The sequence below is a fragment of the Caballeronia mineralivorans PML1(12) genome (genome assembly GCF_001028175.1).
Taxonomy (GTDB): domain Bacteria; phylum Pseudomonadota; class Gammaproteobacteria; order Burkholderiales; family Burkholderiaceae; genus Caballeronia; species Caballeronia mineralivorans.
Genome location: NZ_AEJF01000056.1, coordinates 66,550 through 92,840, shown reverse-complemented (window position 1 = coordinate 92,840; position 26,291 = coordinate 66,550). Strand labels below are relative to the sequence as shown.

General features: G+C 62.2%; 23 protein-coding genes. 9 read left to right on the top strand and 14 right to left on the bottom strand.

Annotated elements, in window-relative coordinates; translation table 11 throughout:
* The 3 genes from EOS_RS47940 to selD all read right to left on the bottom strand — a co-directional run.
* A partial coding sequence (locus EOS_RS47940; RefSeq protein ID WP_152693087.1) for a hypothetical protein occupies positions 1-230 on the bottom strand: 230 nt, incomplete at its 3' end.
* Between the two features lie 224 nt (positions 231-454).
* Positions 455-1,375, bottom strand: a complete 921-nt coding sequence (locus EOS_RS06825) for a cation diffusion facilitator family transporter (protein ID WP_047845835.1) — start codon at positions 1,373-1,375, stop codon at positions 455-457.
* Between the two features lie 49 nt (positions 1,376-1,424).
* Positions 1,425-2,489 (bottom strand): selenide, water dikinase SelD, encoded by a 1,065-nt coding sequence (gene selD / locus EOS_RS06820; RefSeq protein WP_047845834.1) that lies wholly within the window; start codon positions 2,487-2,489, stop codon positions 1,425-1,427.
* 135 nt (positions 2,490-2,624) lie between these two features.
* On the opposite strand from selD, the gene EOS_RS06815 reads away from it, so the two are divergent.
* Together EOS_RS06815 and EOS_RS06805 are read left to right on the top strand one after the other, a co-directional pair.
* The gene (locus EOS_RS06815) at positions 2,625-3,056 is read left to right on the top strand and encodes a BspC domain-containing protein (protein WP_047845833.1); all 432 of its coding nucleotides are present in this window, start codon (positions 2,625-2,627) and stop codon (positions 3,054-3,056) included.
* 336 nt (positions 3,057-3,392) lie between these two features.
* The gene (locus EOS_RS06805) at positions 3,393-3,629 is read left to right on the top strand and encodes a hypothetical protein (RefSeq protein ID WP_047845831.1); all 237 of its coding nucleotides are present in this window, start codon (positions 3,393-3,395) and stop codon (positions 3,627-3,629) included.
* 101 nt (positions 3,630-3,730) lie between these two features.
* On the opposite strand, the gene EOS_RS06800 is transcribed toward EOS_RS06805, so the two are convergent.
* Positions 3,731-4,714: an AraC family transcriptional regulator gene (locus EOS_RS06800; protein ID WP_082163240.1), complete on the bottom strand. Its 984-nt coding sequence runs from the start codon at positions 4,712-4,714 to the stop codon at positions 3,731-3,733.
* Between the two features lie 354 nt (positions 4,715-5,068).
* Between EOS_RS06800 and EOS_RS06795 the strand changes: the two genes are divergently transcribed.
* Positions 5,069-6,115, top strand: a complete 1,047-nt coding sequence (locus tag EOS_RS06795) for an aldo/keto reductase (RefSeq protein ID WP_047845830.1) — start codon at positions 5,069-5,071, stop codon at positions 6,113-6,115.
* Here EOS_RS06795 and EOS_RS06790 read toward each other — a convergent pair.
* On the bottom strand, positions 6,112-6,657 hold the full coding sequence (locus EOS_RS06790) for a GNAT family N-acetyltransferase (RefSeq protein WP_047845852.1): 546 nt from the start codon (positions 6,655-6,657) through the stop codon (positions 6,112-6,114). The two genes, EOS_RS06795 and EOS_RS06790, sit on opposite strands and share 4 nt — an antisense overlap.
* A 245-nt stretch (positions 6,658-6,902) precedes the next feature.
* On the opposite strand from EOS_RS06790, the gene EOS_RS06785 reads away from it, so the two are divergent.
* A complete protein-coding gene (locus EOS_RS06785) occupies positions 6,903-8,087 on the top strand; it encodes a 4-hydroxybenzoate 3-monooxygenase (RefSeq protein ID WP_047845829.1) in 1,185 nt (394 codons plus the stop codon).
* A 31-nt stretch (positions 8,088-8,118) separates the two neighbouring features.
* On the opposite strand, the gene EOS_RS06780 is transcribed toward EOS_RS06785, so the two are convergent.
* Positions 8,119-10,368, bottom strand: coding sequence for an amylo-alpha-1,6-glucosidase (locus EOS_RS06780; protein WP_082163244.1), 2,250 nt, complete (start codon positions 10,366-10,368; stop codon positions 8,119-8,121).
* A gap of 252 nt (positions 10,369-10,620) precedes the next feature.
* Here EOS_RS06780 and EOS_RS06775 point away from each other — a divergent pair, with 252 nt between their 5' ends.
* Entirely contained in the window at positions 10,621-11,439 is an 819-nt protein-coding gene (locus EOS_RS06775) for a sulfite exporter TauE/SafE family protein (RefSeq protein WP_047845828.1), read from the top strand.
* A gap of 288 nt (positions 11,440-11,727) precedes the next feature.
* Positions 11,728-13,422, top strand: coding sequence for an acid phosphatase (locus EOS_RS06770; RefSeq protein WP_047845827.1), 1,695 nt, complete (start codon positions 11,728-11,730; stop codon positions 13,420-13,422).
* 47 nt (positions 13,423-13,469) lie between these two features.
* Here EOS_RS06770 and EOS_RS06765 read toward each other — a convergent pair whose 3' ends face one another.
* The 3 genes from EOS_RS06765 to EOS_RS06755 form a co-directional block, all read right to left on the bottom strand.
* The gene (locus EOS_RS06765; RefSeq protein WP_047845826.1) at positions 13,470-14,924 is read right to left on the bottom strand and encodes an HdeD family acid-resistance protein; all 1,455 of its coding nucleotides are present in this window, start codon (positions 14,922-14,924) and stop codon (positions 13,470-13,472) included.
* Between the two features lie 92 nt (positions 14,925-15,016).
* Positions 15,017-15,406: a RidA family protein gene (locus tag EOS_RS06760; RefSeq protein WP_047845825.1), complete on the bottom strand. Its 390-nt coding sequence runs from the start codon at positions 15,404-15,406 to the stop codon at positions 15,017-15,019.
* 52 nt (positions 15,407-15,458) lie between these two features.
* The gene (locus tag EOS_RS06755; protein ID WP_047845824.1) at positions 15,459-16,364 is read right to left on the bottom strand and encodes a LysR family transcriptional regulator; all 906 of its coding nucleotides are present in this window, start codon (positions 16,362-16,364) and stop codon (positions 15,459-15,461) included.
* 118 nt (positions 16,365-16,482) lie between these two features.
* Between EOS_RS06755 and EOS_RS06750 the strand changes: the two genes are divergently transcribed.
* A complete protein-coding gene (locus EOS_RS06750; RefSeq protein ID WP_047845823.1) occupies positions 16,483-17,385 on the top strand; it encodes an NAD-dependent epimerase/dehydratase family protein in 903 nt (300 codons plus the stop codon).
* A gap of 99 nt (positions 17,386-17,484) precedes the next feature.
* On the opposite strand, the gene EOS_RS06745 is transcribed toward EOS_RS06750, so the two are convergent.
* Together EOS_RS06745 and EOS_RS06740 are read right to left on the bottom strand one after the other, a co-directional pair.
* Entirely contained in the window at positions 17,485-18,579 is a 1,095-nt protein-coding gene (locus EOS_RS06745) for a malate/lactate/ureidoglycolate dehydrogenase (RefSeq protein ID WP_047845822.1), read from the bottom strand.
* Positions 18,580-18,725: 146 nt separating this feature from the next.
* A complete protein-coding gene (locus tag EOS_RS06740; protein ID WP_047845821.1) occupies positions 18,726-20,198 on the bottom strand; it encodes a M20 family metallopeptidase in 1,473 nt (490 codons plus the stop codon).
* 245 nt (positions 20,199-20,443) lie between these two features.
* On the opposite strand from EOS_RS06740, the gene EOS_RS06735 reads away from it, so the two are divergent.
* On the top strand, positions 20,444-20,959 hold the full coding sequence (locus EOS_RS06735; protein ID WP_047845820.1) for a DUF1993 domain-containing protein: 516 nt from the start codon (positions 20,444-20,446) through the stop codon (positions 20,957-20,959).
* Positions 20,960-20,998: 39 nt separating this feature from the next.
* Here EOS_RS06735 and EOS_RS06730 read toward each other — a convergent pair whose 3' ends face one another.
* Both EOS_RS06730 and mprF read right to left on the bottom strand, forming a co-directional pair.
* The gene (locus EOS_RS06730) at positions 20,999-22,252 is read right to left on the bottom strand and encodes a virulence factor family protein (RefSeq protein ID WP_047845819.1); all 1,254 of its coding nucleotides are present in this window, start codon (positions 22,250-22,252) and stop codon (positions 20,999-21,001) included.
* Positions 22,249-24,741: a bifunctional lysylphosphatidylglycerol flippase/synthetase MprF gene (mprF, locus tag EOS_RS06725; protein ID WP_235442725.1), complete on the bottom strand. Its 2,493-nt coding sequence runs from the start codon at positions 24,739-24,741 to the stop codon at positions 22,249-22,251. Before mprF ends, EOS_RS06730 begins: the two co-directional genes overlap by 4 nt.
* 449 nt (positions 24,742-25,190) lie before the next feature.
* Here mprF and EOS_RS06720 point away from each other — a divergent pair, with 449 nt between their 5' ends.
* Positions 25,191-25,550, top strand: a complete 360-nt coding sequence (locus EOS_RS06720; protein ID WP_053063788.1) for a hypothetical protein — start codon at positions 25,191-25,193, stop codon at positions 25,548-25,550.
* A gap of 16 nt (positions 25,551-25,566) precedes the next feature.
* Here the strand turns inward: EOS_RS06720 and EOS_RS06715 are convergent, their stop codons facing one another.
* Positions 25,567-26,112 (bottom strand): hypothetical protein, encoded by a 546-nt coding sequence (locus EOS_RS06715; RefSeq protein WP_047845818.1) that lies wholly within the window; start codon positions 26,110-26,112, stop codon positions 25,567-25,569.
* Between the last annotated feature and the right edge of the window lie 179 nt (positions 26,113-26,291).

Below are 26,291 nucleotides of genomic sequence, written 5' to 3'. Positions count from 1 at the left end.
GCGAGTGCTCCAGCGGCCGCGACGGCGCGCAGCGTGTCCTCAATCTGACTTCGGCGCGCGGGGTCGTTGAGGACGGCCAGCGCGGCGCGCGCCTGTTCAGGGGTCAGTGTCACGGATGATGGGTTAGTGACCGGACTGGCTGCCCCGGAGGCGGCGCTAGCAGCAAACGGAAGCGTGCTGGTCAGGACGCTCAGGACAAGAAGAAAGAGGACGAGAACAATTTTGCGCATGGGCGGGATGAGGAACTCGGTTAGGGATTCCGCAACGGATGCGCTCAGGCCACAGCGCGATGAACCTGCGGTGATCACTCTCAAGCTGGACAAACTGGAATGGTTCGTGCATCAAACGTCTGATCAAAACAACCTGACATGGGCATGCCCGTCCAAGTCCAAATTACGACACCGGAATCGAATCAACGCGATGTCGTGCAGTTTAGTGGAACGCGAATCCGGGGTTAAGCGCGCGCCTCGCCCACGCGGGGAATATCCGGCTCGAAGAATACCCAGCGCGCTTCGGGGAACGCGCGCTGCAGATCGGCTTCGATCACGTTGATTGCATCGACCATCGCGCGGCCGCTGTCGTACTCCACCATTTCGGCCTGCACAGCCACGACGATCTGTTTGCCCCACTGCAGCGTAATCAGGTTGATCACGCGAATAATTTCCGGGCGTGCGCGCAAGTGGGCATCGATAGCCCGGCGGACCTCTGGACTCGCCGATTCCCCGACAATCATCGACTTCACTTCGCGTGCGACGAGATAAGCGATCACCATCAGCAGCACACCGACGCCGATCGAACCCGCTGCATCGTAGACGGGATTGCCCGTGATCATGGTCATGAGCACGGCGCAGAACGCAATTGCGAGACCCGCCAGCGCAGCGACATCTTCGCCGGTCACCACAATCAGTTCGGATTCCCGTGTCTCACGAAACCAGCGCCACAGCGACTTGTTCCCCGATGACTTGCGAATCTCGCGCAACGCACCGGCAAGGGAAAACGCTTCGAGCACGACCGACACCCCGAGCACCACCAGCGCGACGATCGGATTGCTGAGCTCCTCATGCCGGGCGAGCCGATGCACGCCTTCATAGACCGAAAACGCGCCGCCGACGAAGAACAGCAGCAACGCGACGAGCATGGAATAGAAGTAGATCTCCCGGCCCGAGCCGAGCGGATGCAAAACGTCGGCAGGGGCCTGTGAACGCTTGAGGCCGAACAGCAGCAAGAGTTGATTGCCGCAGTCGGCGGTGGAGTGGATCGCTTCGGCGAACATGGAGCCGGAACCTGTCAACGCAGCCGCTCCGAACTTGCAGACGGCAATGCCGAAATTGGCTGCGAGCGCGTAGAAAATGGCCTTCGGCGATTCTTCTTTCATCGTGCTCCTGGCGGGAATGAGTCAGGGACGCTCTCAGCAAACAGACGCGCTAAACGACTTCGACGCGGCTCTCGCCATCGATCATTTCACCGATCACGGCCGCGTCATCGAAGCCGTCCGCGCGGAAGATGGCGAGCACTTCATCGACCGCTTCGGGCGCGCAGGAAACCAGCAGGCCGCCCGAAGTCTGGGGATCGGTGAGCAGCGTTCGTGCCACGTCGTGCAACGACGAAGCCAGCATGATGTCGTGTCCGTATGCCGTCCAGTTGCGACCGGAGGCGCCCGTGAACACGCCCGCTTTGGCAAAGTCCTGGACCCCGGGCAGCCACGGCAAGTCGGCGTATCGAAGGCGTGCGGTCAGCTTGGCACCGCGGCTGAGTTCCAGCGTATGGCCGAGCAGGCCGAAACCGGTCACGTCGGTGAGGGCGTGCACGGCGTCGAGCGCGGCGAGGTCCGTGCCGGGCCGGTTGAGCTTCGTGGTAGCGGCGATCATCGCGGCGTAGCCGGCGGCATCGAGTTGATCCTTCTTCAGCGCTGCCGACAGCACGCCCACGCCCAGCGGTTTGCCGAGGATCAACACATCGCCCGGACGCGCGGCTGCGTTACGTTTCACGCGTAGCGGATGCACGATGCCGAGCGCCGCGAGGCCGTAGATGGGCTCAACCGAATCGATGGAATGGCCGCCCGCAACCGGGATGCCCGCTTCAGCGCAGATCGACTCGCCGCCTTTCAGCACGGCCGCGATCACCTCGTGCGGCAGCACGTTGATCGGCATGCCGACCAGCGCGAGCGCGAGGATGGGTTTGCCGCCCATTGCGTAGACGTCGGACAGCGCATTGGTCGCGGCGATGCGGCCGAAGTCGAACGGGTCGTCGACGATCGGCATGAAGAAGTCCGTGGTCGCGACAATCGCCTGCTCGTCGTTCAGGCGATACACCGCCGCGTCGTCGGCGGTGTCGTTGCCGACCAGCAGATCGGGGAACAGGGGTAAGGGAACGTTGCGCTTCAGCAAGTCCGCGAGGATGCCCGGGGCGATCTTGCAGCCGCAGCCGCCCCCGTGAGAAAGGCTCGTCAAACGTGGCGACGGGTTCGAATTCAGCTTGAGTTCAGTCATTCAGGGACGATCCGGCGAAGTAGCGATGACCGATATTATGAGGGGATGAAGATTTCACGTGGTCCCACGGTATACTTTCCCCGCCTGCGGCCCCGCTCGCAGGCGACTCCCTCCCGTGAATTGAAAATCGTCCGCATGAAAAAACTCAATTCGACCCCTGCCGCGCTGATTGCCCTACTGCTTGCCGCATCGGTTTACCAGTTGGGCCACGCGCAGGAAACCCCAGACCCGTCGCAGGAAGACTACGCCTACCTCAAGCGCATGCATGTGCCGGACCCGGTGATCCGCTGCGTCGCCGCGTTCGACCGCTGGGTCGCGCTCACGCCGAAGTACGACACCTTCATCGTGCCTGACCGGCGTGTGCTGAGCGCAAAAGTCGATGACGACACCACCCTCTTCAGCGCCGGCAATCCCATTCCGGTGGACGAAGTGATCATCATGCGCGCCTTCGCCAAAGCTCGCGGCGAGTCGCAATGGACCCGCGTGGACAGCCGCTGTGGTGTGCGCGATGGCCGCGTTGTCGGGGTCTCGCTCACGCCAAATGTAAGGCCGAAGATCGTTCGGTAACAGCGTGCGGCGCATAAGCCTTCGCTGCCTTTACCGAATATTTCGGCACACACGTTTCCTTACAAACGCAAACGGCTTGTCATTTACCTAATCGCTACATTGATTTCACGGATTTCACTTGGAGAAACCAATGAAACGATTAGCGATTCTCGCCACGCTCGCACTGCTGCTCGGCAGCGCCCTCGGCGGTTGCATCATCGTGCCGGACGGCGGCGGGTACCACCATCACGACTATTACGGCCGCTATTAAGCCCGCAAATAACACCATGATCGACAGCCGATGATCCGTAACCGGTCAGGCGGCAAACCGACAAAACAAACGCGAAGGAAACCATCATGTTGACAGTCAGGAAAGTGTTGACGGCCGCATCGCTTGCGGCTGCGGCAGCGATGAGCCTCGGCTTCACGAATACCGCATCCGCCGACGACCATTACCACCCCGGCTACGTTCACGCAGAGAGCCGCGGCTGGCACGGCGACCGGTATTACGACGGGCATCGCTACTGGGAACGGCGCGAGTGGGAACGCCATCACGCGCCACGCTATGACGGGCCGCCGCACCGGGACTATTGATCGTTCCTGACTGGTCGCGCAGGCGTTAAAAACGAAAAAGCCAAGGACGTCCCTAGCTTTTTCGTTCTTGCTGGTTTTAAACCTTGCGCTTTAAACCTTCATCACGCGCTCGCTGACTCGCGCCATTTGCGGGTATCGCGTAATGGCGGCGCGCCGAACAACCGGCTGTACTCGCGGCTGAATTGCGACGCGCTCTCATAGCCCACGCGATGCGCCGCCGTCGCTGCATCGGTCATGTCGATCAGCATCAGCCGGCGCGCTTCCTGAAGCCGCAACTGCTTCTGGTATTGCAGCGGGCTCATCGCCGTGACCGCCTTGAAATGATGATGCAACGATGAGACGCTCATATGCACGTCGCGTGCGATCGACTCCACGCGCAACGGCTGATCGAAGTGCTGGCGCAACAACATGATCGCCTTCGCGATGCGCTGCGTCTGGCTGTCCTGCAGCGCGATCTGACGCAAGCGCGCACCCGGACCGTTCATCAGCAGCCGATACAAAATCTCGCGCTTGACCAGCGGCGCGAGAATCGGAATGTCCTCGGGTGTATCGAGCAGGCGCAGCAGCCGCAACACGGCATCGAGCAACGACGTGCCCAGCCGGTTGACATACAGGCCGCGTGACGCATCGGCAGGAGTCGACGGCGGCAGGCTTTCGTCGCGAATCAACTTGGTGATTTCCTCCACATCGAGGTCGAGCCGCACGCCGAGATACGGCTTGTCCTCGGTCGCGCCGGTCACCTGTCCCATCACCGGCAGGTCCACCGACGAAACGAGGTAATGCATGGGATCGTAGACATACAGTTCGTCGCCGACCATGATCCGCTTCGAGCCTTGCGCGATCACCCCAAGCGCCGGCGTCTGGATGCCGTGGCTCGGGCCGCCGCAATGCGTGATCCGGTGCAAGAACAAACCCTGCACCGCAGTCGCGCACGTGCCCGTGGTATCCGCGGTAAAGCGATCCAGCAGCGCGACGAGATCGAGCCGGGCATGGTCGAGGCCGGGATCGAGCGGCGTTGAAGCGGCGCCGTTGATAGCGTGGTTCGAAGGATCGATGGCGGAATCCGCCGTCTCATTCAGGGCCATGATTCGCAGTCAGTATGTTTGCGCGTCTGCCGCCCGATGGACCGGCCGCAGCCTTGCAAGGATGGAGAAGGGTTGCCGTCAGCCAGGCTAACCGCGTGCTGTCGGCGAATTCCACTTAGCTTACTCGCGCGCGAGTATTTTCGCCCATAGACACACGCGGCCTTTGCAGAATCGGGCAATGATCCGACAGGATCAGGCTAGCCGGGCGGAGCGACGCAGGCAGATACTGCTTGATCGCGGTGTCGCTGAAACATCGAACGGGCGTTCGATAGTCCCGCCGCGCAGCGGTTTGCTTCGATCGGGCAAACCGCTGACTATGTGCAAATTTAAGGCACGAATTCTAAGGAACCCAGCATGCGTAACAGAAAATTCGGCAATACCGGCTTGTTCGTCTCAGAACTCTGCCTCGGCACGATGACCTTCGGCGAAGGCGGCATCTGGACCAATATTGGCGGGCTGCAACAGGCGGACGCGGACAAGCTCGTCGGCCGGGCGCTGGATGCAGGCATCAACTTCATCGATACCGCCGACGTCTACGCCGACGGCAGCTCGGAGATCATGACCGGCCAAGCGCTCAAGAACCTGAAAGTACCGCGCGAAAACGTGGTGGTCGCGACCAAGATCCACGGCGAAACCGGCACGAAGGGTATCAATTCGCGCGGGGCGTCGCGGTATCACATCATCGACGGCGTGAAGGCGAGTTTGAAACGCCTGCAACTCGATCATATCGATTTGTATCAGTTGCATGGCTTCGATCAAGCCACGCCGATTGAAGAAGCGCTGCGGGCGCTCGACACGCTCGTGCGACACGGCCATGTCCGGTATATCGGCGTATCGAACTGGGCGGCGTGGCAAATCTCCAAGGCGCTCGGCATTTCGGAACGCCTCGGCCTCGCGCGTTTCGAGTCGCTACAGGCGTATTACACAATCGCCGGGCGCGATCTCGAACGTGAAATCGTGCCGATGCTGAAGAGCGAAAACGTCGGCCTGATGGTGTGGAGTCCGCTCGCAGGCGGTTTGCTCAGCGGCAAATACAAGCGCGACGGCAGTTCAAGCGAGCAGGGCCGCCGCACGAACTTCCAGTTCCCGCCGGTGAACATGGATCGCGCGTATGACTGTATCGATGCCATGACGAAGATGGCCGAAGCCAAAGGCGTGACCGTGGCGCAAATCGCGCTCGCATGGCTGCTGCATCAGAAGGTGGTGACGAGCGTGATTATCGGGGCGAAACGCGTCGAGCAACTCGATGACAACATCGCAGCGACGCAAGTTAAGCTGAACGACGACGAACTCGCCGCACTCGATGAAGTCAGTCAGCTCGCCAGCGAATATCCGGGCTGGATGTTCGCGCGCCAGGGCGAGTACCGGGCAAATCAACTGCGGGAATCGAGCGGCGGTTAGTCGCTTAACTTGGCTACTTGGTCAGTTTTAGCGGCAGGGTCGAACGGCAAGGTCATGAGCAGCGAGTCATGATACTTGCCGTCGATTTTCAGCGAACGCGGTTCACGCGCGTACTCGATGAAGCCCGCTGCGCGATACAGCTTCTGCGCTGCTTCGTTGTGCGGCGCGACCGTCAGCTGGATTTCCTCCACGATGGTGCGTGCGTGGCTTATGACAGCTTGCACGATGGCCGCCGCCATGCCCGTACCACGAGCTGTCGGCCGGACATACATTCCTACCAACACGCCCTTGTGCCTGAGTTTCGCGCCTTGCGGCACGACCAGGCCCGCCACGCCCGCCAGGTCGTTTTCATCGCTTAGAAAACCGCCGAACACGGCGGCGTTTGCGATCCGTTGCTCAAACCACGCGAGTGGTTGCTCGACCTCGTCTTCCCACGCCGAACCGAAGCCATCAGGGTGCCGGGCGAGACCTTCGAGCCTGATGTCGCGATACGCGGAAGCATCGGCGGGAGTGAGACGGCGGATGGTGAAAGGCGTAGGCATAGGTATTAGAGCTTTGAGCAGCGCGCGATGCTGGCGCTTGGTGGCGTGAAAACGCCAGTTTCGCATGCACGACGCACCCGCTCCAAGCCGGACCGCCCGTACCAACCAAGCTTCCAAACCCCGGTGCCACGCCACTACCTTTATCGGTATTCAGAATACGGCCTATCCACGGTATCGCGTTGCGCGATACCCCATCCATGCGCAAGACTGTGTCCACAAAATCAACACGCATTCCGGAGACATTCATGCGTACACAAGTCGGCATTATCGGTGCGGGCCCTGCGGGCCTCCTGCTCTCCCATCTGCTCCATCTTCGCGGTATCGAGTCGGTCGTGCTCGAGGCACGCAGCCGCGGCGAAATCGAATCCACCATCCGTGCCGGCGTTCTCGAACAAGGCACCATGGACCTGCTTAACGAAGCCGGACTCGGTGCACGAATGCAGGCCGAAGGCGCGGTGCATCACGGTTTCGAACTCGCCTTCGAAGGGCAACGCCGGCGCATCGCGCTAACTGAACTCACCGGCCATTCGATCACCGTCTACGCACAGCACGAAGTCATCAAGGATCTGGTCGCCGCACGTGTAGCGGCCTACGGCGCGCTGAAATTCGGCGTCACCGACGTGTCGCTGCACAATTTCGACGATGCCCCCGGCTCTACCCGGCCCAGCGTCCGGTATCGGCACGAAGGGTTTGAGCACGAACTGGAGTGCGACTTCATCATCGGTTGCGACGGGTCGCAAGGGGTCGCACGTGGGTCGATGCCCCAGGCAGTGAGGCACGACTATCAGCGCATCTATCCGTTTGGCTGGTTCGGGATTCTGGTCGAAGCGCCGCCTTCCGCGCACGAACTCATTTACGCTCGCCACGATCGCGGCTTTGCGCTCATCAGCACGCGCTCGCCGAACGTACAGCGCATGTACTTCCAGTGCGACCCGAAGGACTCGGTCGATGCCTGGTCCGACGACCGCATCTGGTCCGAACTGCACGCACGCGTGGACACGCTCGACGGCTGGCAGATCACCGAAGGGCGGATCTTCCAGAAGAACATTGTCGGCATGCGCAGCTTCGTCTCCACGCCGATGCAAGCCGGCAAGCTGTTCCTCGCCGGCGACGCCGCGCATATTGTCCCGCCCACCGGCGCAAAGGGCATGAACCTGGCGGTATCCGACGTCCGCGTGCTGACCGCGGCGCTGCAAGCGTTCTACGAAGAAGGCGCGAGCGACAAGCTGGACCGCTACACCGAAACCGCCTTGAAGCGCGTCTGGCGCGCCGAGCATTTCTCGTGGTGGATGACCCGGATGCTGCACAAACTCGACGACACCTCGCCGTTCGAACAACGCCTGCAAGTAGCCGAGCTCGAACACGTGACCACCTCGCGCGCTGCCGCCACGGCGCTGGCCGAGAACTACGTCGGCAGCGTCGCGGTTTAAGCGGCGGTGGTAGCGGTGGTGTCCGGTGCGTTCAAAGCACCGCCACCACCCGGATATCGCCTTCGATGGACGGCACGACCTGCCCGCCCACGCGCCGGAAGGTAATGGACACGGTCTTGTCGCCCACCCGCAGATCACCGATTTCGAGCCAGTCGATACCATCCGGCAACTGCGGCCGGTCGATCCGCACTTCCTCGTGCTCGGCATCGATTGTGATCCCGAGGCAGGCCTCCAGGATCATGAACGGCGATCCGGCCGCCCACGCTTGCGGCAAACACGCGACCGGATAGCCGATCGGCCGCTCGCCGCGTTGCCGGGTGAAGCCGCAGAACAACTCGGGCAGGCGCATATCGAAGGTGACGGCCGCTTCGAATAGTGCCTGCAACAAACGCACTGCACCGCTGCGATCGCCATAACGCGCGAGTCCGCGAGCGCACATGGCGCTGTCGTGCGGCCACACGGAACCGTTGTGGTACGACATCGGATTGAAGCGGGGCTGGCCCGCTGCCAACGTCCGCACGCCCCAGCCGGTGTTGAACAAGGTCGATTCGAGTTGCCGCGCGACCGCTTCGCCGCGGCTGCGCTCGACCAGATCGAAGGCCAGCAAGTGTCCCGCATTCGACGCCAACACCTTGCACAACTTGCCCTTGCCGTCGAGCGCAATGCCGTAGAACTCCGACTCGGGCATCCAGAACATCGTCTCCACGCACTCGCGGATGTTTTGCGCGCGCAGCTCGAAAGCCAGCGCTTGCTCGGGTGCTTTGCGTTGTCTGGCGAAGTGGGCCATGGTGGAGAACGCGGTAGATGCATACGCCTGGACTTCGACCAGCGAGATCGGCCCGACCGGGAAACTACCGTCTGCGTGAAACACGGAGTCGCCGCTGTCTTTCCAGCCCTGGTTGGCCAGGCCCGCTTCGGTTGCGCGCTGGTAGCTCAACAAACCGAATTCGTTTTTATCGCAATGACGCGCAATCCATTGGCCGGCCAGTTGCAGCGCGGGCCACAATTCGTCGATCAGCGCGGAGTCGCCCGTACGCTGTGCGTACGCGCCGGCCAGCGCGACGAACAGCGGGGTGCTGTCGACACCACCGTAGTACATCGCGAACGGTACTTCGCCCGTTGCGGCCATTTCGCTATTGCGTGTCTCGTGCATGATCTTGCCGACTTCCGCGTCGCGAAACGCCGAGTCCTCGCGAGCCTGATGCGCCGCGAGAAAACGCAGCACGCCGCGGGCAAGCGACGGATCGATCCACAACATCTGCAAGGACGTAATGATGGCGTCCCGGCCAAAAGCCGTTGAAAACCACGGGATTCCCGCGTACGGATACGGTCCCGTTTCGAGATCCGTAGTCAACAAGCCAAGGTCAGCGAGCGAACGATCGATCCATTCGCTAAACAACGGATTGCTGGACCGCACTCGCGCCACGGACCGCCGCCGCTCACGCATGCGCCGATGGGCGTCGACGAGCGCTTCACGAATGGCCGGCCGGCCCGACTCCGGTGCGCATTCGGCGCCTTCCTCGGCAATCTTCTTGCTCTCAGCGCTGGCGTCGCTCAATGCATGTGCGACCGCCGTGATCGACAAGTAGATCGACATGGCAGTTTCCGACTGAATCCGCAGCACGTAATCCGCGCGATTGACCGAGAGCGAATGCGGCGCCGGCGAAAACTGGATGCGCGCGGTCCGCTCCACTTCATCGAGACCCGTATAGCGCAACACCACCTCGCCATCTTCGATACACGGCTCACGCATCTCCCCGCGTTTCGGACGGGTGGACCCGCGCACTTCGAACATGTCGTGGAAGTCGGCGGCGAAGTTGATAGAAAGCGGCACAGTGGCTGGTTCCGTGCCGTAGTTGGTCAGCACGATCGCTTCGTGCAGCACGTGCCGCGACAACACCCGCCGACGCTCGACGTGGATCACGCCTTCGGGCGTGGTCGCGCCGCCGATAGGCGGCAGCGGCCGGTTGGTCAGATGCGCGGTGAAGACGGCGTTGTCGCTCGACACACTGCCGGACAGGAGCGATGGCGAGCGTCCGCCGAAGGTCAGGCGCAACTGTGACAACACACGTGTGTCGTTGACGAAAAGGCCGTCGTCATTGCCGCGGATGTCGCCGTTTGCGTCGTTGACGACGAAGGTATTGCCCGCCTTGAGCACGAATTGGCGCTCGTTCGCGTAGTTCGTATGCTCGGTTGCGATAAACGCGCCGTCCGTGACTGCGTCGGGCGTCGACGGAGGAACCTCGCGAACGCCGGCCGTGCTGCGGATCGGATCGGGCATGTCGTCATGAGCGGGGCCGTGGGCAGCTTCGCGAGCGATATCACGGTCCTCTCGGTCCCTGAGCGCCTGCTTTGCTTGCTGTTGTTCCTTCGTTTCCATTACACCTTCCTGAAAGAGTTGCCTGGACACCCAGCCGATTGTACGGCCGGAGCCCGCGAATCAATTTGCACGAACCGGAAGCAAGCGCACCGTGGACCCGCTATCATCGACCGTTTTTCGACCGACGCTCATTCAACCGGTTCTCCGCGCCGTATGCCTTTTCCACACATCGACTTACTTTATTCAGCATCCGGCCTGGCCGTTGGCTTCCTCGTGGGCCTGACCGGCGTGGGCGGCGGCTCGCTGATGACGCCTTTGCTCGTGCTCCTGTTCGGCATCCACCCCGCCACCGCGGTCGGCACGGACTTGCTCTACGCGGCCGCGACCAAGGCGACCGGCACGCTGGTCCACGGCATCAAGGGTTCCGTGGACTGGCGCATCACCGGCCGGCTCGCGGCCGGAAGCATCCCGGCGGCGGCAATCACCCTGGTCTTGCTCAACCGGTACGGTTTGAACACGCCCGCCGCGGCCCGCGTGATCCAGCTCGTGCTGGGTTCCGCGCTGCTCGTCACCGCCGTCTCGCTCGTGTTCCGGCCGCAACTCGCGCGCTTTGCGTACAAGACCGGCATGGCCCGCGAGGCAAGCGGAAAACCAGGCGCGGCGAGCCGCGAGACCCGCACGGCGGCCTGGACGGTGCTCACCGGCGCCATCCTGGGCGTGCTGGTGTCCATCACCTCGGTCGGCGCGGGCGCCATTGGCGTAACCGTGCTCTTGCTGCTCTACCCGCGTTTGCCGACCGCGCGGATAGTCGGCTCCGATATTGCGCACGCTGTTCCGCTTACGCTGATTGCAGGGACCGGCCATTGGCTGCTCGGTTCCGTCAACTGGGACCTGCTGCTGTCCCTGCTCGTGGGTTCGCTGCCGGGTATCGTGCTGGGCAGCCTGCTCTCCACCCGGGCGCCGGAAGTGCTGCTGCGCAATCTGCTGGCCGCAACGCTCGTGATTGTCGGCGTGAAACTGGTGCTCAGTTGATTCTCGGGCAGTTCGAACGATAGTAGTCGCCCAGCGTGACGCTTTCCAGTAGACCAAAAGGCATAGGACGTCTGGGCAGACGCGTTTTCAGGCGCATAGGCCGTTCGGTCAGCTATCTGGAGCCAGCGTTTTCGCGCAGGATTCAGGTGGACGAAAGTTGATGAAGTAATGCATACACGTACTTGCCCCGATAGATCCTATGAGCAGGGGGCGGGTAGCGTCCCGCGCTTTGATTCACTTTCGCGCTTGATTCACAATGGTTAGCCACGAGACAACCAGGAGCCGCGTATGAGCCACACCGACGATCCCCGCGACAAAGACGAACTGCCCGCCTCCGACCTGCCCCACGACCCCGTGCGCCGTCGCCTGCTCGCGGCCGGCGTTGGTCTCGCTGGCCTGACTGGATTGTCGCTAAGCGGCTGTAATCTCTTCGATTCGCGTCCCACCACGCCCAAGACCACCGCTGACATCGCGCTAGACCGGACGCTGCAGGCCAAGGTGCGGCATATCGTTGTGATCTACGCGGAAAATCGCAGCTTCAGCAACCTGTGGGCCAATTATCCCGGCGTGCAATATCCGCTTGGGGCCGTGCCCGCATCGCGCTATGTACAACTGGATCGCGACGGCCGCACGCCCCTGCCCGTCCTGCCGAAAATCTGGGGCGGCCTCGTGCCGCAGGCGCAGGAAGTGGACGGCAAGCGCTACATGATCTCGGAGAAACAGATCGACAGGGTGCCAAACGGACCGTTCCACCTCGTCGACGCGGAGGGACAACCGTTGCCGAACGGTGTCATCACGCGTGACCTCGTGCACCGTTTCTATCAGAACCAGATGCAGATCAACGCGGGACGCAACAACCAGTTCGCCGCATGGGGCGACTCCGGCGGGCTGGTCATGGGGCATTACCGCAATTCGGCTGAATCGCTGAAGCTCTGGAACATCGCGCGGCAAAACGTGCTGTGCGACAACTTCTTCATGGCTGCGTTCGGCGGTTCCTGGCTCAATCACATCTTTTTGATTTCGGCACAGACCCCGCTTTATCCGGACGCGCACAACGGCCCAGCCAGAAAGCTCCTGTCCGTGCTGGACGGCGACGATCCGCTAGGCACGCGACTGAAACTCGCGGCCGACTCACCGGCATCGGCACTCGATGGACCGCCGTCCTATGTCAACGACGGTGCGCTCACAGCCGACGGCTACGCCGTCAACACAATGGCGCCGCCCTATCAGCCAAGCAACGTCCGTCCGGCGGAAGGCGGCGATCCCACGCTGGCGGATCCATCGAATTATCGTGTGCTGCCGCCACAGACTTACGCAACGATCGGCGACCGGTTGTCGGATAAGGGCGTGGACTGGGCGTGGTACGGTGGCGGCTGGGACTATGCGCTCGCGCATCGCGACACCGGCATGGTTCCCGATTTCCAGTATCACCATCAACCGTTCAACTATTTCCGCAGCTTCGCACCAGGCACGCAGGCGCGCACTCAACACTTGCGCGACGCCGGTCTCGGCGACGATCCGTCGACCAACAAGTTCATTGCGGATATAGACGCGGGGCGGTTACCGGCCGTGACGTTCTACAAACCGCAGGGCAATCTGAACATGCATGCGGGTTACGCCGATGTCGAATCGGGTGACCGGCATCTTGCCAACGTGGTCGAGCGGATCCAGCGCGGGCCGCAATGGGAAAGCACGGTCGTGATCATCACGCACGACGAAAACGGCGGCTGGTGGGATCACGTCCCGCCGCCCAGGGGAGATCGATGGGGACCGGGATCGCGCGTTCCGGCACTGGTGATCGCGCCCTTCGCGAAGAAGGGCGTCGTCGACCACACGGTCTACGACACGGCATCGATCCTGCGATTCATCACGCGCGTCCACGACCTGGTGCCGCTCGATGGCGTTATCGCGAGGGACCGGGCATTCACGGCAAACGGCGAAGCGCCGTTGGGAGATTTGACGGCAGCGCTCGATCTGGCCTGAGCCACGAGCCCGAGCGACGAGTCACGAATCGCGGTGGCCCCTAAGACCTAGGAAGCGCGCGAGCCGTCCATCCTGCCTGCGCGGGCATCGGCGGCATCAGACGCTTCCTGTCTCCATTCACGTCGCGAACGCAGCATCTTGCGCACCGCGAGCCGCGCCATCTTGAGATAGCCGAATGGCCGCGGATCGGCCAGCATGCTCAGCGCCCTCGCGTAGTCGAGCGTCAGGCCAGGTGTCCAGGCCATCGTGGCGGCGCGTTTGCGGATCTGCGCGGCGACCCACAACTCCGGCGTCACGATCAGACGCAGGAACGCCCGCCAGCCGACATCGTGACCATGAAAGGTGCCTACCGTCCCTTCCAGCGCCGCTTCCAGCGCCTTGGAGACGGTGCTGGAACAATTCCGGTAGGTCAGGTTATAGGTCTGATCCTGCCGGTATTTCTCCCAGAACACCTTCAGCCGTTCCGGCCGGTAATTGCGAATGCGCACGCGAGTCGTGGACTCGCACCATGCCTTCGATTCCGTCGCGTAGTCGGGCTGGAACGTGCCCGGCACATTGTTCTCGCGGGTCGCACGCAGGATGCGTCCGAACTCGTCCGGCGAACGGTCGATCTCCACGCCCGGATACAGGCTGATGTAGATGCCCTCAGGCGACTCCAGCGCTGCATGGCCCGTCGAGATGACGCCGTTGGCATCGACGGCGGCGATGTAGCGGTCCACGATCAGACGCCGATGCGCTTGCGCCCGCGCGGACCCGACCGGTGTCCACACGTGCACGGTGAGCGCTTTTTCATCGGCGGCGGGTGGGCCGTCCCATTCGAAAGGCCCGTCGGCCTCTGTCGCAGCCGCACCGGCGACGGCCTGTGCTGCCGCGGTTTTTTCGGCATGGGCGGGATCGGCGATCACGTCATCGGAGAGCGCCAGGGTCTTTTCGTTTTCCGGCGGCAGGCTTTCCATGCGGCGCACGCGAAAGGCGATCCACAGCATGTTCCAGCCGCCGAATGCGAGTCCGAGCCCAACTGCATAGGGTGCCGTGCCAACGTAATGCGTGGGATACGGTTCGAAGAAAAAAATCGCCAGCAGGATTTCGACAATAGCCAGCGCCAGCACGATCCTCCATCGGCTGTAGCGCACGACGACAGCCGACGCGGTCTGCAGCAAGCCATCGGCGAGAAAAAGCGTACCGAAGATCATCGACAGCACAAAGTTGCCGTGATGATTGCCCGCCATGATCAGCAGCGCAGCGAGCGTGAACGCGCCGCCTTTCACATAACGCAGCGTGCGCTGGCCGCCCACCCCGATATTCGCTATAGCGAGGGTCGCGAGACCTTCGGCGAGCAGCAGCCAGGCGAAGACGTGGATGGGAAAATAGAGAACGCCGTCGAGGGCATCGACAAACACCGATATTCCGATCACCAGCCAGATGCCGCCCACCACGGCCAGCGTGCGCCAACGGCGGCGCAGGTAGTCCACACCTAGCAAAAGCATCACGAGATGGATCATTAAGTCACCTGCGAGAACACGCGACCCCGCCATGATAAAAGCGATGCCGCGTTACGCCAACGGCTTCGGGCTCCTGACGCGCGGGCAAACGCTCAACCCTCTTCCACCCAGGCCCGCGCCGCTATTTCCAGCAAATAACCATAATGCAGCGCGCCGACGGGAACGACCGCACGCGCCGGTTTCCAGTCACCGAAATGACGCGCGTAGATCTCGTTGAAAGTCTTCCAGTGATCCACGCCGACCAGATAAACCGTCACCTCGATGACGTCCTTCAACCCCGCGCCTGCTGCGGCCAGCACCGTGCTCACATTGTCCAGCGCCTGCCGAGCTTGTTCTTCGAACGGCAAGTCGCCGGTATGCGTGCCATCGGAACGCATCGGCAACTGGCCCGAGACACAGACGAGATTACCCGTACGGGCTGCGTGGCTATAGTGGCCGGCGGGAACGGGAAGACCGGGCGCGTTGATGAGCTGAATGGGCATGGTGACGTTCACGAATTAAAAAAGGGGGAGTCGGCAGCATACGTCGGGCGGCTCAAAGGACCAACCGTCCGGCGAGGAAATCGAGGAAGGCTTTCGCCCGTCCCGCCATCGACGCGCTCTGGTAGAACACCGCGCTGATGGGCTGCCGGACGTCGAGCAAAACGCCGTTCATCACGGTTTGCAGGCGTCCGCTCGCCACGTCGGCTTGGGTCATGTATGCGGCCAGGCATACGATCCCGCCGTCTGCCAGCGCGAGTTGCCGCATGGTCTCGCCGCTCGATGCCGCAATTTCCGGCACGATCCGAAAGCGCGCACCAGCGTCACGGTGGTCGCTGTCGTCATCGATCAAGGGCCAGTCGTTCAGGCTCTCCGGCGCCGTAAAACCGATCAGCCGGTGCCGCCGCAATTCAGCCACCGTGCGCGGTTCTCCACGCTCTGCCAGATACGCCGGACTCGCCAGAATACGCAGCCGGCTGCTGCCGAGCGAGCGCGCGTGCAGCGTGGAATCCTGCAACGCGCCGATCCGGATCGCGATATCCACGCGCTGCTCCATCAAGTCGACGATCCGCTCGTTGCTGCTCAATTCCAGCAGGATTTCCGGATACGCCGCCGCGAACGCCTGCACGTGCGGCACGATGCAATGAAGCACGAACGGCGACGCGGCATCCACCCGCAACCGCCCCGCAGGACGCTCGCGTTGCCGGGCGATCGACTCCTCCGCATCTTCCATCGCGGTGAGGATGGCGCGGGCACGCACCAGGAAGAGTTCGCCTTCGTCGGTGAGTTGCAGGCGGCGCGTGGTCCGCCGTACCAGCGTGGCATCGAGCTTGTGTTCCAGCCGCGTCAACGCACGGCTCACGCCGGAAACGGTTTGCTGCAATGCTTCGGCGGCCGCAGTGATCGACCCGCTGTCGATCACCGTCACAAAGGCCAGCAGTTCTTCAGTGGTCGTCTTCATCTATCGATTGTTGATTCTGGATCAAGATTGATTTGAGACTAACACCGTTTTTGCGAAAGTCGAAGACGTGGATACTGCCTGCATCGACTCATCCACAGCATGGGACAGGAGAACGGACATGAAGATTTTTGTGACTGGCGCAGGCGGTTTTATCGGCGGCTCAATTGCGGCGCGTCTGGTTCGGGACGGCCATCAGGTCAGCGGCCTCATCCGTCGCCCGGAGCAGGCGGACGAACTGAAGGCGCTCGGTATTGAACCCGTGATCGGCAGCCTTGACGACCGGGCGTTGTTGATCGCGCAGGCCAAGGCAGCCGATGGCGTGATCAACGCCGCCAGCAGCGACCATCGCGGCGCGGTCGAGGCATTGATCGAAGAACTCGAAGGCTCGAACAAACCGCTGTTGCATACAAGCGGCTCGAGCATTGTCGGCGATGCGTCCGGCGGCGAAGGATCGGACGCAATCTACTACGAGGACAACTTGCCCGAACCGACCGCTGACAAAGCGCCGCGCGTAGCCATCGATAACCTAGTGCTCGATGCCGCCAAACGTGGCGTGCGTTCGTCTGTGCTGTGCAACACGCTGATCTACGGCCACGGCGCGATAGCGACGGCGAAAAGCGTGCAGTTGCCGCGTTTGCTGGCTCAGGCGAAAAAGAGCGGCATCGTGCGGCACGTGGGACCGGGACGCAATATCTGGTCGAACGTGCATATCGACGACGTCGCCGACCTGTACGTTCGTGCGCTCGAAAAATCCCCGGCGGGGACGTTTTATTTCGTCGAAAGCGGCGAAGCGGCCTTCCGCGATATGACGACCGCGATGGCTAAAACACTCGGCCTCGGCGCGCCGCAAGACTGGCCGCTCGAGGAAGCCAAGAAGGAATGGGGCTACGAAATGGCGTCGTACGGGTTGGGATCGAATAGCCGGGTGCGTGGCAAACACGCGCTCGAACTGCTGGGATGGGAACCGAAGCGAACGTCGGTGACTGAGTGGATCAGCAACGAGATGGTTAAAGCGAGCTAGCCCCGGCGCTTTGAAAGCGAACGTTTTTGCGTAGCGCGGCCCGGGGTTTTGCCCTTGGCCGCGCGACTGTTTTTGAAGCTTATGCACCTCGCTCCACGTTCACTTCAACGCTTGCACAAACTCCTCGATCTTTCCCGCCGGCATGCCCGAACGCACCGCGGCGTCGCGGATTTGCTGCCATGTGGTTGGATCGATTGCTACGCCGTTCGCTTCGAGCTCGGCCCGCCGCGCCTGTTCCGGCTCGCCCGGCACCATGATCCTGTCCGTATTGGCCGCAAGCGGCGACGCCTTCACCCATTCGACGAACGCATCGGCTTCTGCCTGTGCGTTGGGGGCATCGAAGGCATTCGGATCGACAATCACCGATGTCATGCAATTGATGATCGCGTTGGTTTTAACGAGCGTGTCTTCGTGCGTGGTGAACCCACCGGACAGCGCGCCGCCGAAAATCTCGCACATCGCGGCGAGGCCGTACCCCTTGTGTGCGCCCATCGCCGTTAGCGAGCCGAACGGCGCTTCGTGCATGACCTTCGGTTCGATCGTCGGCACGCCCGCATGGTCGATCAGATAACCCGGCGCAACCTTCACGCCCTTGTTATAAGCCACGCGCGTCTTGCCGTAGGCAATTCCGGCCGTCGCAAAGTCGAGTACCAGCGGCGTTTTGCCCTCGCGCGGAAACGCGGCGCAGAACGGATTCGTGCCGAAGCGCCGGTCGATGCCGCCAAACGGCGCGACCAGCGGATCGCCCGCCACGTTGACGAAGTGAAACGATACTAAGCCCGCCGCCGCGCACTGTTCGGCCCAATGTCCGATGCGCCCAATGTGATGCGCGTTACGCAAGCCGACCGCGCATACGCCGAGCTTTTTCGCACGCTCGATGCCGTGTTCCATCGCCTCGTAAGCCACGACCTGGCCAAACCCCTTTTTCCCGTCGATAGTCAGCACTGCGCCGACATCGCGAACTATTTCAGCGTGCGTGTTGAGCTGCAATTCGCCGTCCGCAAGCGAGGCCATATAGCGCGGAATCATGCCGACGCCGTGCGAATCATGCCCCGATAGATTCGCCATCACCAGATGATCGGCCACTAGCTGCGCTTCGCGTGGCGTGCTGCCTGCGTGGTTCCAGATCGCGCCGACAAAGGCGTGCAACGTGCTTGGGGCGATGCGCGATTCGTGCGTTTTTTCAGTGCTCATGCGACTGCGTCTCCTGACAGAAAAATGCTGCGTAGCAAGGTCAACGGCGAAGTTCAACGGCACGCCGGTTCATCACCGTGCCGTCCAAATGAAACGGCGCGCAAAAACTGCGCGCCGCCCTTAAGCTCACTGCCGATAACAAAACATCAAGGCGTCGCCGCGATCACCTCGGCGACTGTCGCCGTCAATTTCTTCGCGAAAGGTACATGCAGGAACTCATTTGGTCCATGGGCGTTCGACCTCGGTCCCAGCACGCCGCATACCATGAACTGCGAACGCGGGAAGCCTTCTTGCAAGGTGCTCATCAACGGAATGGTGCCGCCCTGCCCCAGGAATGCGACGTCCGCGCCGAAGTGCCGGCGTGATGCATTGTTCAACGCACTATCCAGCCACGGCGCGAGTTCAGGCGCGCTCCAGCCCGTCGCCTCGCCGCGTTCGGGCTTGAACGTCACCTTCGCGTTGTAGGGCGGATCGGCTTCGAGCATGGCCTTGAGTTCCGCCAGCGCCTTCGTTGCCTCGACCAGCGGCGGCAGACGCAATGACAACTTGAACGCGGTGCGCGGACGCAGCACATTGCCGGCATTGATCAGAGACGGCAGCCCCTCCGCCCCCGTCACCGCCAGCGATGGCCGCCACGTGGAGTCGAGCAGCGCTTCACGCGGATCGGTGGTAACAGGCAGCACCGTGCCGCCGTTCTGGCCGCAGCTCCACGGAAGTTTCTTCCATACATCGTCACCGAGAATACGTGCCGTCGCTTCCGCTTCGCTCAGACGCCGCAGTGGGATATCGCAATGGAAACCCTTCGGCAGCAGGTTCCCGGTGCTCGAATCCTCGAGCCGTTCCAGCAGCCTGCGCATGATGCGGAATGTAGATGGCGCGATGCCGCCGTTCGTGCCCGAGTGGATGCCTTCGTCGAGAACCTGCACTTCGAGGTCGCCCGAAACCAGGCCGCGCAGCGACGTCGTCAGCCAGAGCTGATCGTAATTTCCCGCACCGGAGTCCAGGCAGATCACGAGGCTCACGTTGCCGAGCCGGTCACGCAGCGCATCGATATACGGCAGCAGATCGTAGCTGCCCGATTCTTCACACGTTTCGATAATGCCCACGCAGCGCGGCCGTTCGATGCCTTGCGCGTCCAGCGCGGCGATCGCGCTGATCGAGGCATATGTGGCGTAACCGTCGTCTGCGCCGCCACGACCGTAGAGCTTGCCGTCTTCGAATTTCGGCGACCACGGACCGAGGTCCCGACGCCAGCCGTCGAACTCGGGTTGTTTGTCGAGATGGCCGTACAGGACGATGGTGTCGCTGCTGTTCGAACGTGTGGCAGGTGCTTCAAAGAAGATCACCGGCGTGCGATTGGGCAAGCGGATGATTTCGACTTTCAAGCCGCGAACGGGTTGCCGTTCGGCCCATTGCGCAGCGTCCGTAATGACGCGTTCGATGAATCCGTTGTGCACCCAGTCGGGGTCGAACATCGGGCTTTTAGCGGGCACCGCGATGTAGTCGGTGAGTGCGGGAAGAATCTCGTCGTCCCATTTCCGGTCGACAAATTCCCGCAGTGCTTGACGGTCGATTTGGTCGATGCGCTGTAATTCTTGAGTAAGATCGTCTGAGATCATGACGGGCGTCCCGGCCGTTTAAATATTAATGATAGCCGTGTTTAGTGGCAGTTCGAATGCACAGTTTCTCATGAGCCGAATGTCGGCGGCGCGGCTTTTCGCCTTTAGCAGCGAGCGCGACAGACGTTTCGCAAGCTTGAAAAATGGCACGCGCGTGCCGGGAGAATGCGGCGCTCGAGCTGCGGAAAAAGCGCTATGGGCGACGTCCCGGTATGCTTATGGCCCGTCCAATCAGGAGCACCTTCATGTCCGTTTCAATGTATCGCGCGACGATTCCGGTTTTCATCCGAGGCCTCGACGTCCTCGTTTCCCTGCTCGATAAAGGCGCAGCGCATGCGAAAGAAAAAGGCTTGAGCGACACGGACGTGACAAGCGCGCGGTTGATCGACGACATGCTGCCGCTCTCAGGTCAGATTCAGCGTGCAAGCGATACATCGAAGCTGTCAGCACAACGTTTGTCGGGCGTCGCGGCGCCTGCGTTCGACGATACCGAAACGACCTTCGTCGAATTGCGGGAACGCGTGGTGAAGACGGTGGCGTATTTAAAAAGCATCGATGCAGGGACGTTCGAAGGTAGCGAAACGCGTGTGGTGACCCTGAAGCAAAAGAACTTCGAGCCGAAGTTTAGCGGCGAGGATTATTTGTTCTTGTTCGCGCTGCCGAATTTCTATTTCCACATCGTGACCGCTTACGACATCCTCCGGCACTTGGGCGTACCGGTAGGAAAGATGGATTTCCTTGGCGCGTTCCAGGCGGCATGAGGAGCAATTAAAAGCAGCCCGCCGCCCGGCTCAAGTCCGTCAAGTCCGCGCGGCGATCTGCTTCTGCCAGCTAGCCAAAATCCGTCGTGCGAGCACGTTGTAGTCGCCGCCAAAGTGGTGATCGCCGCTGGTCTTGACCACTTCTATGCCCGTCTTCGTCAGCGCCGGACACAGCGTATCTTCCTCGGCCGCGCCGTAAATGCACTGGACGATCGCGGGCGGCAATTTCGCGAGTTCCGGCTGCACTTTCAACGCGTCCTTGCTCGCAGGCATGCCGAGCCAGCCCGTTACGCGAATCTGGAAATCGGCGTCGGGCGCAAAGCCCATCAGCGATACCAGCGACACCTTCGCGCGCACCGCATCCGGCAGCCGGTTGTAGGCGAACGGCATCACGTCCGCACCGAACGAATAGCCGATCAGCGCGATGTGCTCCGAGCGCCAGCGCGCGCTGTACGCCTGAATCACCCGCGTGAGATCGTGACTAGTCTGTTCGGGCGTCTTGGCGCTCCAGAAATAACGCAAGCTGTCGATGCCGATCACCGATACCCCATCCTTCTGCAACGACTCCGCGACGGTTTTATCGAGATCGCGCCAGCCGCCATCGCCGGAAATCACGATGGCAAGCAGGTTCGTCGGATGCGCGGCAGGCAGTTCGATCAGCGGCAGATCCGATACGTCTTCATCGCGCGTTTGCTCGACCTTGAGATGCGGCGTGGCGAGCGCGAGCAGCACATCGGCCTTTGAAGCGGCGGCGGGTTGCGTGGTTTTATCGAAGAAACCGGGCAGGCCCTTCGCGTGCGTGATGGTCGGATCGGGCGGGCACAGGTTGAAACGTGCGTCCAGTTGCGAATCGGGGTTCAACGCAAGCGCGCCCGCCACCGTGTTGTCCGGCGCCTGCGCCAGGATCTTCGTGGCGAGCACCCCGCCCTGGCCCGTGCCCATCAGGATCGGTGCGAAATAGCGGCTGGATTGCACTTCGCGTTCCAGTTGATGGCTCACCGCCTCGGCGTCGCCAACCAGGTTGTGGCAGCTCTCCTTTTCGCCAGGCAGTTTCGCTGCGTAGCGTGCCGTGTCCACGCCGACAACCATCGCGCCATTTTTTGCCAATGCATCGGCGGCTTGCTGATCAGCGGGGGTCCAGTTTTTATCGGAGAAAAGCACAACGAAACCGCGCATCGGACCGGTGGGTTTGGCGAACGCCACGTCGCCGTAACGGCCGCCGGGGAGCGTGGCGGCATGCGCCATTGACATCGATAACAGCGAAACGACCGCGAACTTCTTGAAAAATGTCATGAACGCCAGCCTCCCGCCAGCAACGAGAGATCTGCGAGCGTGAAAAACACGCCGACCGAACCGGATGCCGCCAGATAACGCGGCTCCCAGCGCGGCTGGAACTTGCTCTTGAAACCGCGCAAGCCCCGGAAATTGTAGAAACGTCCGCCGAACCGCCAGACCAGCCCGGCTAGCCGATGCCACGGCGAAGCCAGCGGCGTCGGCTGCATGCCGGACAACGGCGCAATGCCAAGGCTCAAGGTCTGGAAACCGGCCTGCTTCAGATGCAGCGCGAGCTTGGTGAACAGGTATTCCATGGCGTACGGCGACGCGTCGGGGAGATGACGCATCACGCCGACCGTCGCTTCGGTGTTCAGGTCGGTCGTCATGAAGGTCACGAACGCCACCGGCGTGCCCTGCTGGCGCACCAGCAACACGGACTGCGCGGCGAGGTAATCGTCGGTGAACGCGGCGACCGAAAAGCTCTTTTCGCGCGCCTCGCGGCTTCCGAGCCACGCGTCGGAAATCTCGCGCAGGATCGGCATGCATTCGGGAACACGCGGCAAATCGATGGCTTCTACGTCGAAACCATCGCGTTCGCCGCGCTTCAGCGCGTATCGCAAATGCGCACGATGTGAGCCCTTCAGGTCGAAGTCCTCCAGCACCACGTGTGCCTCCTCGCCGAGCTTCATCAGCGTAAGGCCGGCATCGAGGTAAAGCGGCAACGCGTCGGCGCGGACCTGATAGAAGGCGGCGCGACCACTGTGCGCGTGCGCCATTTCCACGAACCGGCGAATCAGTTCCGCCCATTCGCGGCGCGGACCTACTGGATCGTGAAGCGCCGCCCACGTACGGCCGTGTTTCGCGTACATCAGGAACGCCTCGCGCGAGGTCGAGAACAGGAAACTCTTATCGCCCATCATGGCGAGGCCGGCGTCGCTGCGCTCCTGCGCACGGAAAATGCGCGCGGCGTCCAGCAGATCCTGCGGCGCGGGTTTCTCGAAACGGCCGGCCGCCGGGCGCAGCAATTGCCACACGGCGAACAGCGCGGCGAACAGGCCGGCAGCTAGCGTCGCGCGCAGCGCGCGCGGGGCGCGTTCATCGAAAGCGAATTGCCACCAGAGATCGCGGCTGTAATTGACATCGCGAAAAGCGAACAGGAAGATCCAGACGGCCAGCCCGATCACGATAGCCACCGACACCAGCCAGCTCGCCGTGAACCGCTCCGCCAGCAGCGACGAGCGCCGGTTGAAGCGGTCGCGGGTGGCCAGCAGCAGGACGATAAGGAGCGCGAGCACCCCGGTTTCGACGAATGCCAGCCCCTTCGCCATCGACAGCGCCAGGTTCGCCACCGCCAGCGTGATGGAGAGCCACCAGGCGGCGTCGAGCCGGCGCAGCAAACCACGCGCGACGAACAGCAAGACCACGCCCAGCACGCTTCCGAGCAATTGCGAGCTTTCGAGCACCCACAGCGGCAACACGGCTTGCAGCACCGCGATGCGCTTGCCGAACGCGGGTGTTGCGCCGGAAATCACGAGCATGCCACCGACCACGAAGGTCACCACGCTCAGGAACAGCGGCGCGAGTTGCGACACATTCGATGGATTCAGAAACGCGAAGCGCCCCTTGAGCGCCCGGCCTTCGAAAGCGGCCAGCACAAACGTGGCCACGATCAGCGGCAGGCCAAAATAGATCGCGCGGTACGCGAGCAGCGCCGCCAGCATCTCGGGCGTCTTGACGCTGCCGCCGAGCGCGAACACCATCGCAGCCTCGAACACGCCGACACCGCCGGGCGTATGGCCGATCATGCCGAGCAGCATGGCCGCCGAAAACACCGTGAGGAATTCGCCGAAACCCACTTGGGCATGCGGCAGCACGGCCCACAGCGCGAGCGCGGCGGCAAACACGTCGAGCGCCGCAAGCACGAGTTGCGCGACCAGATCGCGGCGCGCCGGAATGGTGACGACGAGCCAGCTCCAGCGCACTTGCAGGGTTCTGGGCGCGGCGCGGCACAGCGCGATCATCACAGCGAATCCGACCAGGACCGCCCCGCCGCTCCATCGCAGGATATCCGGCGATGCATGCAGCATGGCGGCGAGGGTGTCGGCGGCGCACACCATGCCGATCGCCGTCATCAGCGCCAGTGCGAGCGCCAGCGTCACGCTCGTGAACACGGTCAGACGGCCAACCTGCGCGGGCGTGACGCCCGCTACACCATATACGCGGCAACGTACGGCGCCCCCTGTCAGCGCGCCGAAGCCCGTCGCGTTGCCAAGCGCGGACGCGACCGTCGCCCCGACCCACAGCACGGAATGCGGTACTTTGGCTTCCAGGTAGCGCAGGCCGACAGCGTCGCGGCCAGCCAGTGCCGCGTAGCTCAGCGCGGTGGCGAGGAGTGCACCGGCCCACGCCTCGAAAGGAAGCGCACGTAATTGGTGAACGACCGTTTTATAGTCGACGGCGTGAGACAGGTGCTGGAAAACCACCAGCAGCAGCCCGCACACGACCATCGCGAGGACTGGCGCGGTGAAACGCTGCAGCCGCCACGACTTCGACAAACGAAGCAGCGATTCCAGCACAGGGACTGAACGGACAATATTTCTGCGAGACATGCGGATTACCGGACTTGCTTCAACGCCTTCTGCCTCGCGGCTTTTTGGCATTTTTGTTGGTTCTTGGTTCTGATCGGCAGATGCCGGACCGTATCGCGTGTATCCGGCGTTCATTCAGATTTCAAAATCCTGAATAGAACGTTACGGTTAGCAACGGCTGTATAACGGCCTAGGTTGACGGGACTTAAGAAAAGTGTGGGAGTCTAGCCGTTCGGGAGGGGCGCGGCGGGCGTTTCTTGCCGTTTCCGGTTGTTTCCTTCACACCAGATCGGGCGAGCGGTTAGCATCTTGGCTCCGATGCACGCCTTCGGGTGCCGCATTTATCATCGATAAAAAGGTTCTACCGTATGAAAAAGCAACGCCTCGCAGCGGCAGCCGTGACACTTACCGTCGCTGTCCTCGCCTTGAGCGCCTGCACGACACAATCCGATTCGCTGATCAAGACAGTGCCGGTCGGCTCGGGAACGTCGCATCTCACCACGCTGCCGTTCGTCGCTTGCGTGAAAGCGAAATGGGCCGCGCGGCCGCTGAAAATCGCCGAATACTCGCCAAGCGCAGACGGCGACGTCGTCACCGTACACGGCGCGAACGGGCAAACCATGCTGCTGATCGAAGCGGAACCGTCGGCGACGGGCACGGGATATACGATTTACGGCGATATCATCAGCGCGTCGGCGTATGTGGCCGACGCCCACAAGTGCGACTAAGCGCCGCAGGGCTGGATTAACTCGCACCGCCCTTCAAATCGACGTAAGCCCGGTGCGTGCCCACGATCCGCCCGATGAGATATCCATCCGACGCACACGCATTCACCCGCTGATCGCCGTTCCACACGATCTTGTACTGCTCGTCCTGTAGCCGGATGGTGGAGGGATCGAACTGCTGCGGCGGCGGAGTGGTCGTCTTGCCGCCCTCGCGTGCCTGTTCCATCACGAGGCGATTCCACGTGTAGGCATAACCATACTGGACACCGTCGGCGAAGGCGTCGAGATCGCATACCTGCTTGGGCGGAGTAATGGTGACTGCGGTGTGGTAACCATTGGCGCCGCCGACATCGATACGTTGTTCGCCGGGAACGCCGGAAGCATTGACTTGCGCGGAGCGTTTCGAGGCAGACTGAGGTTTGGCGGCCGCCACGGGCGCGGTGGTCGCGCTCGGCAGCGAGTTGCCGGCGCTGCCGTCCGGCGGCAAGGGTGCACAGGCGCTGAAGAGAAGAATCGATGCGGCGAGGGAAACGCCTAAAACCCTGGAGTGGCTGGTGAAAATCACGCTTTTGCTGTCCGTCTCAAAATAAACCGAGCACTACCTTAACATTTTGAGACGGAGGCGGAGATTGTGCCGCGTTTGGGACGGATTCTTGAACGGCAGCGCCGAAGGGGTGTTCCGGCGCTACGTTTGGTTTATCGGCTTGTAGGAAATGAAGAGAGGCGACCGGTCTTGCCCGCCCC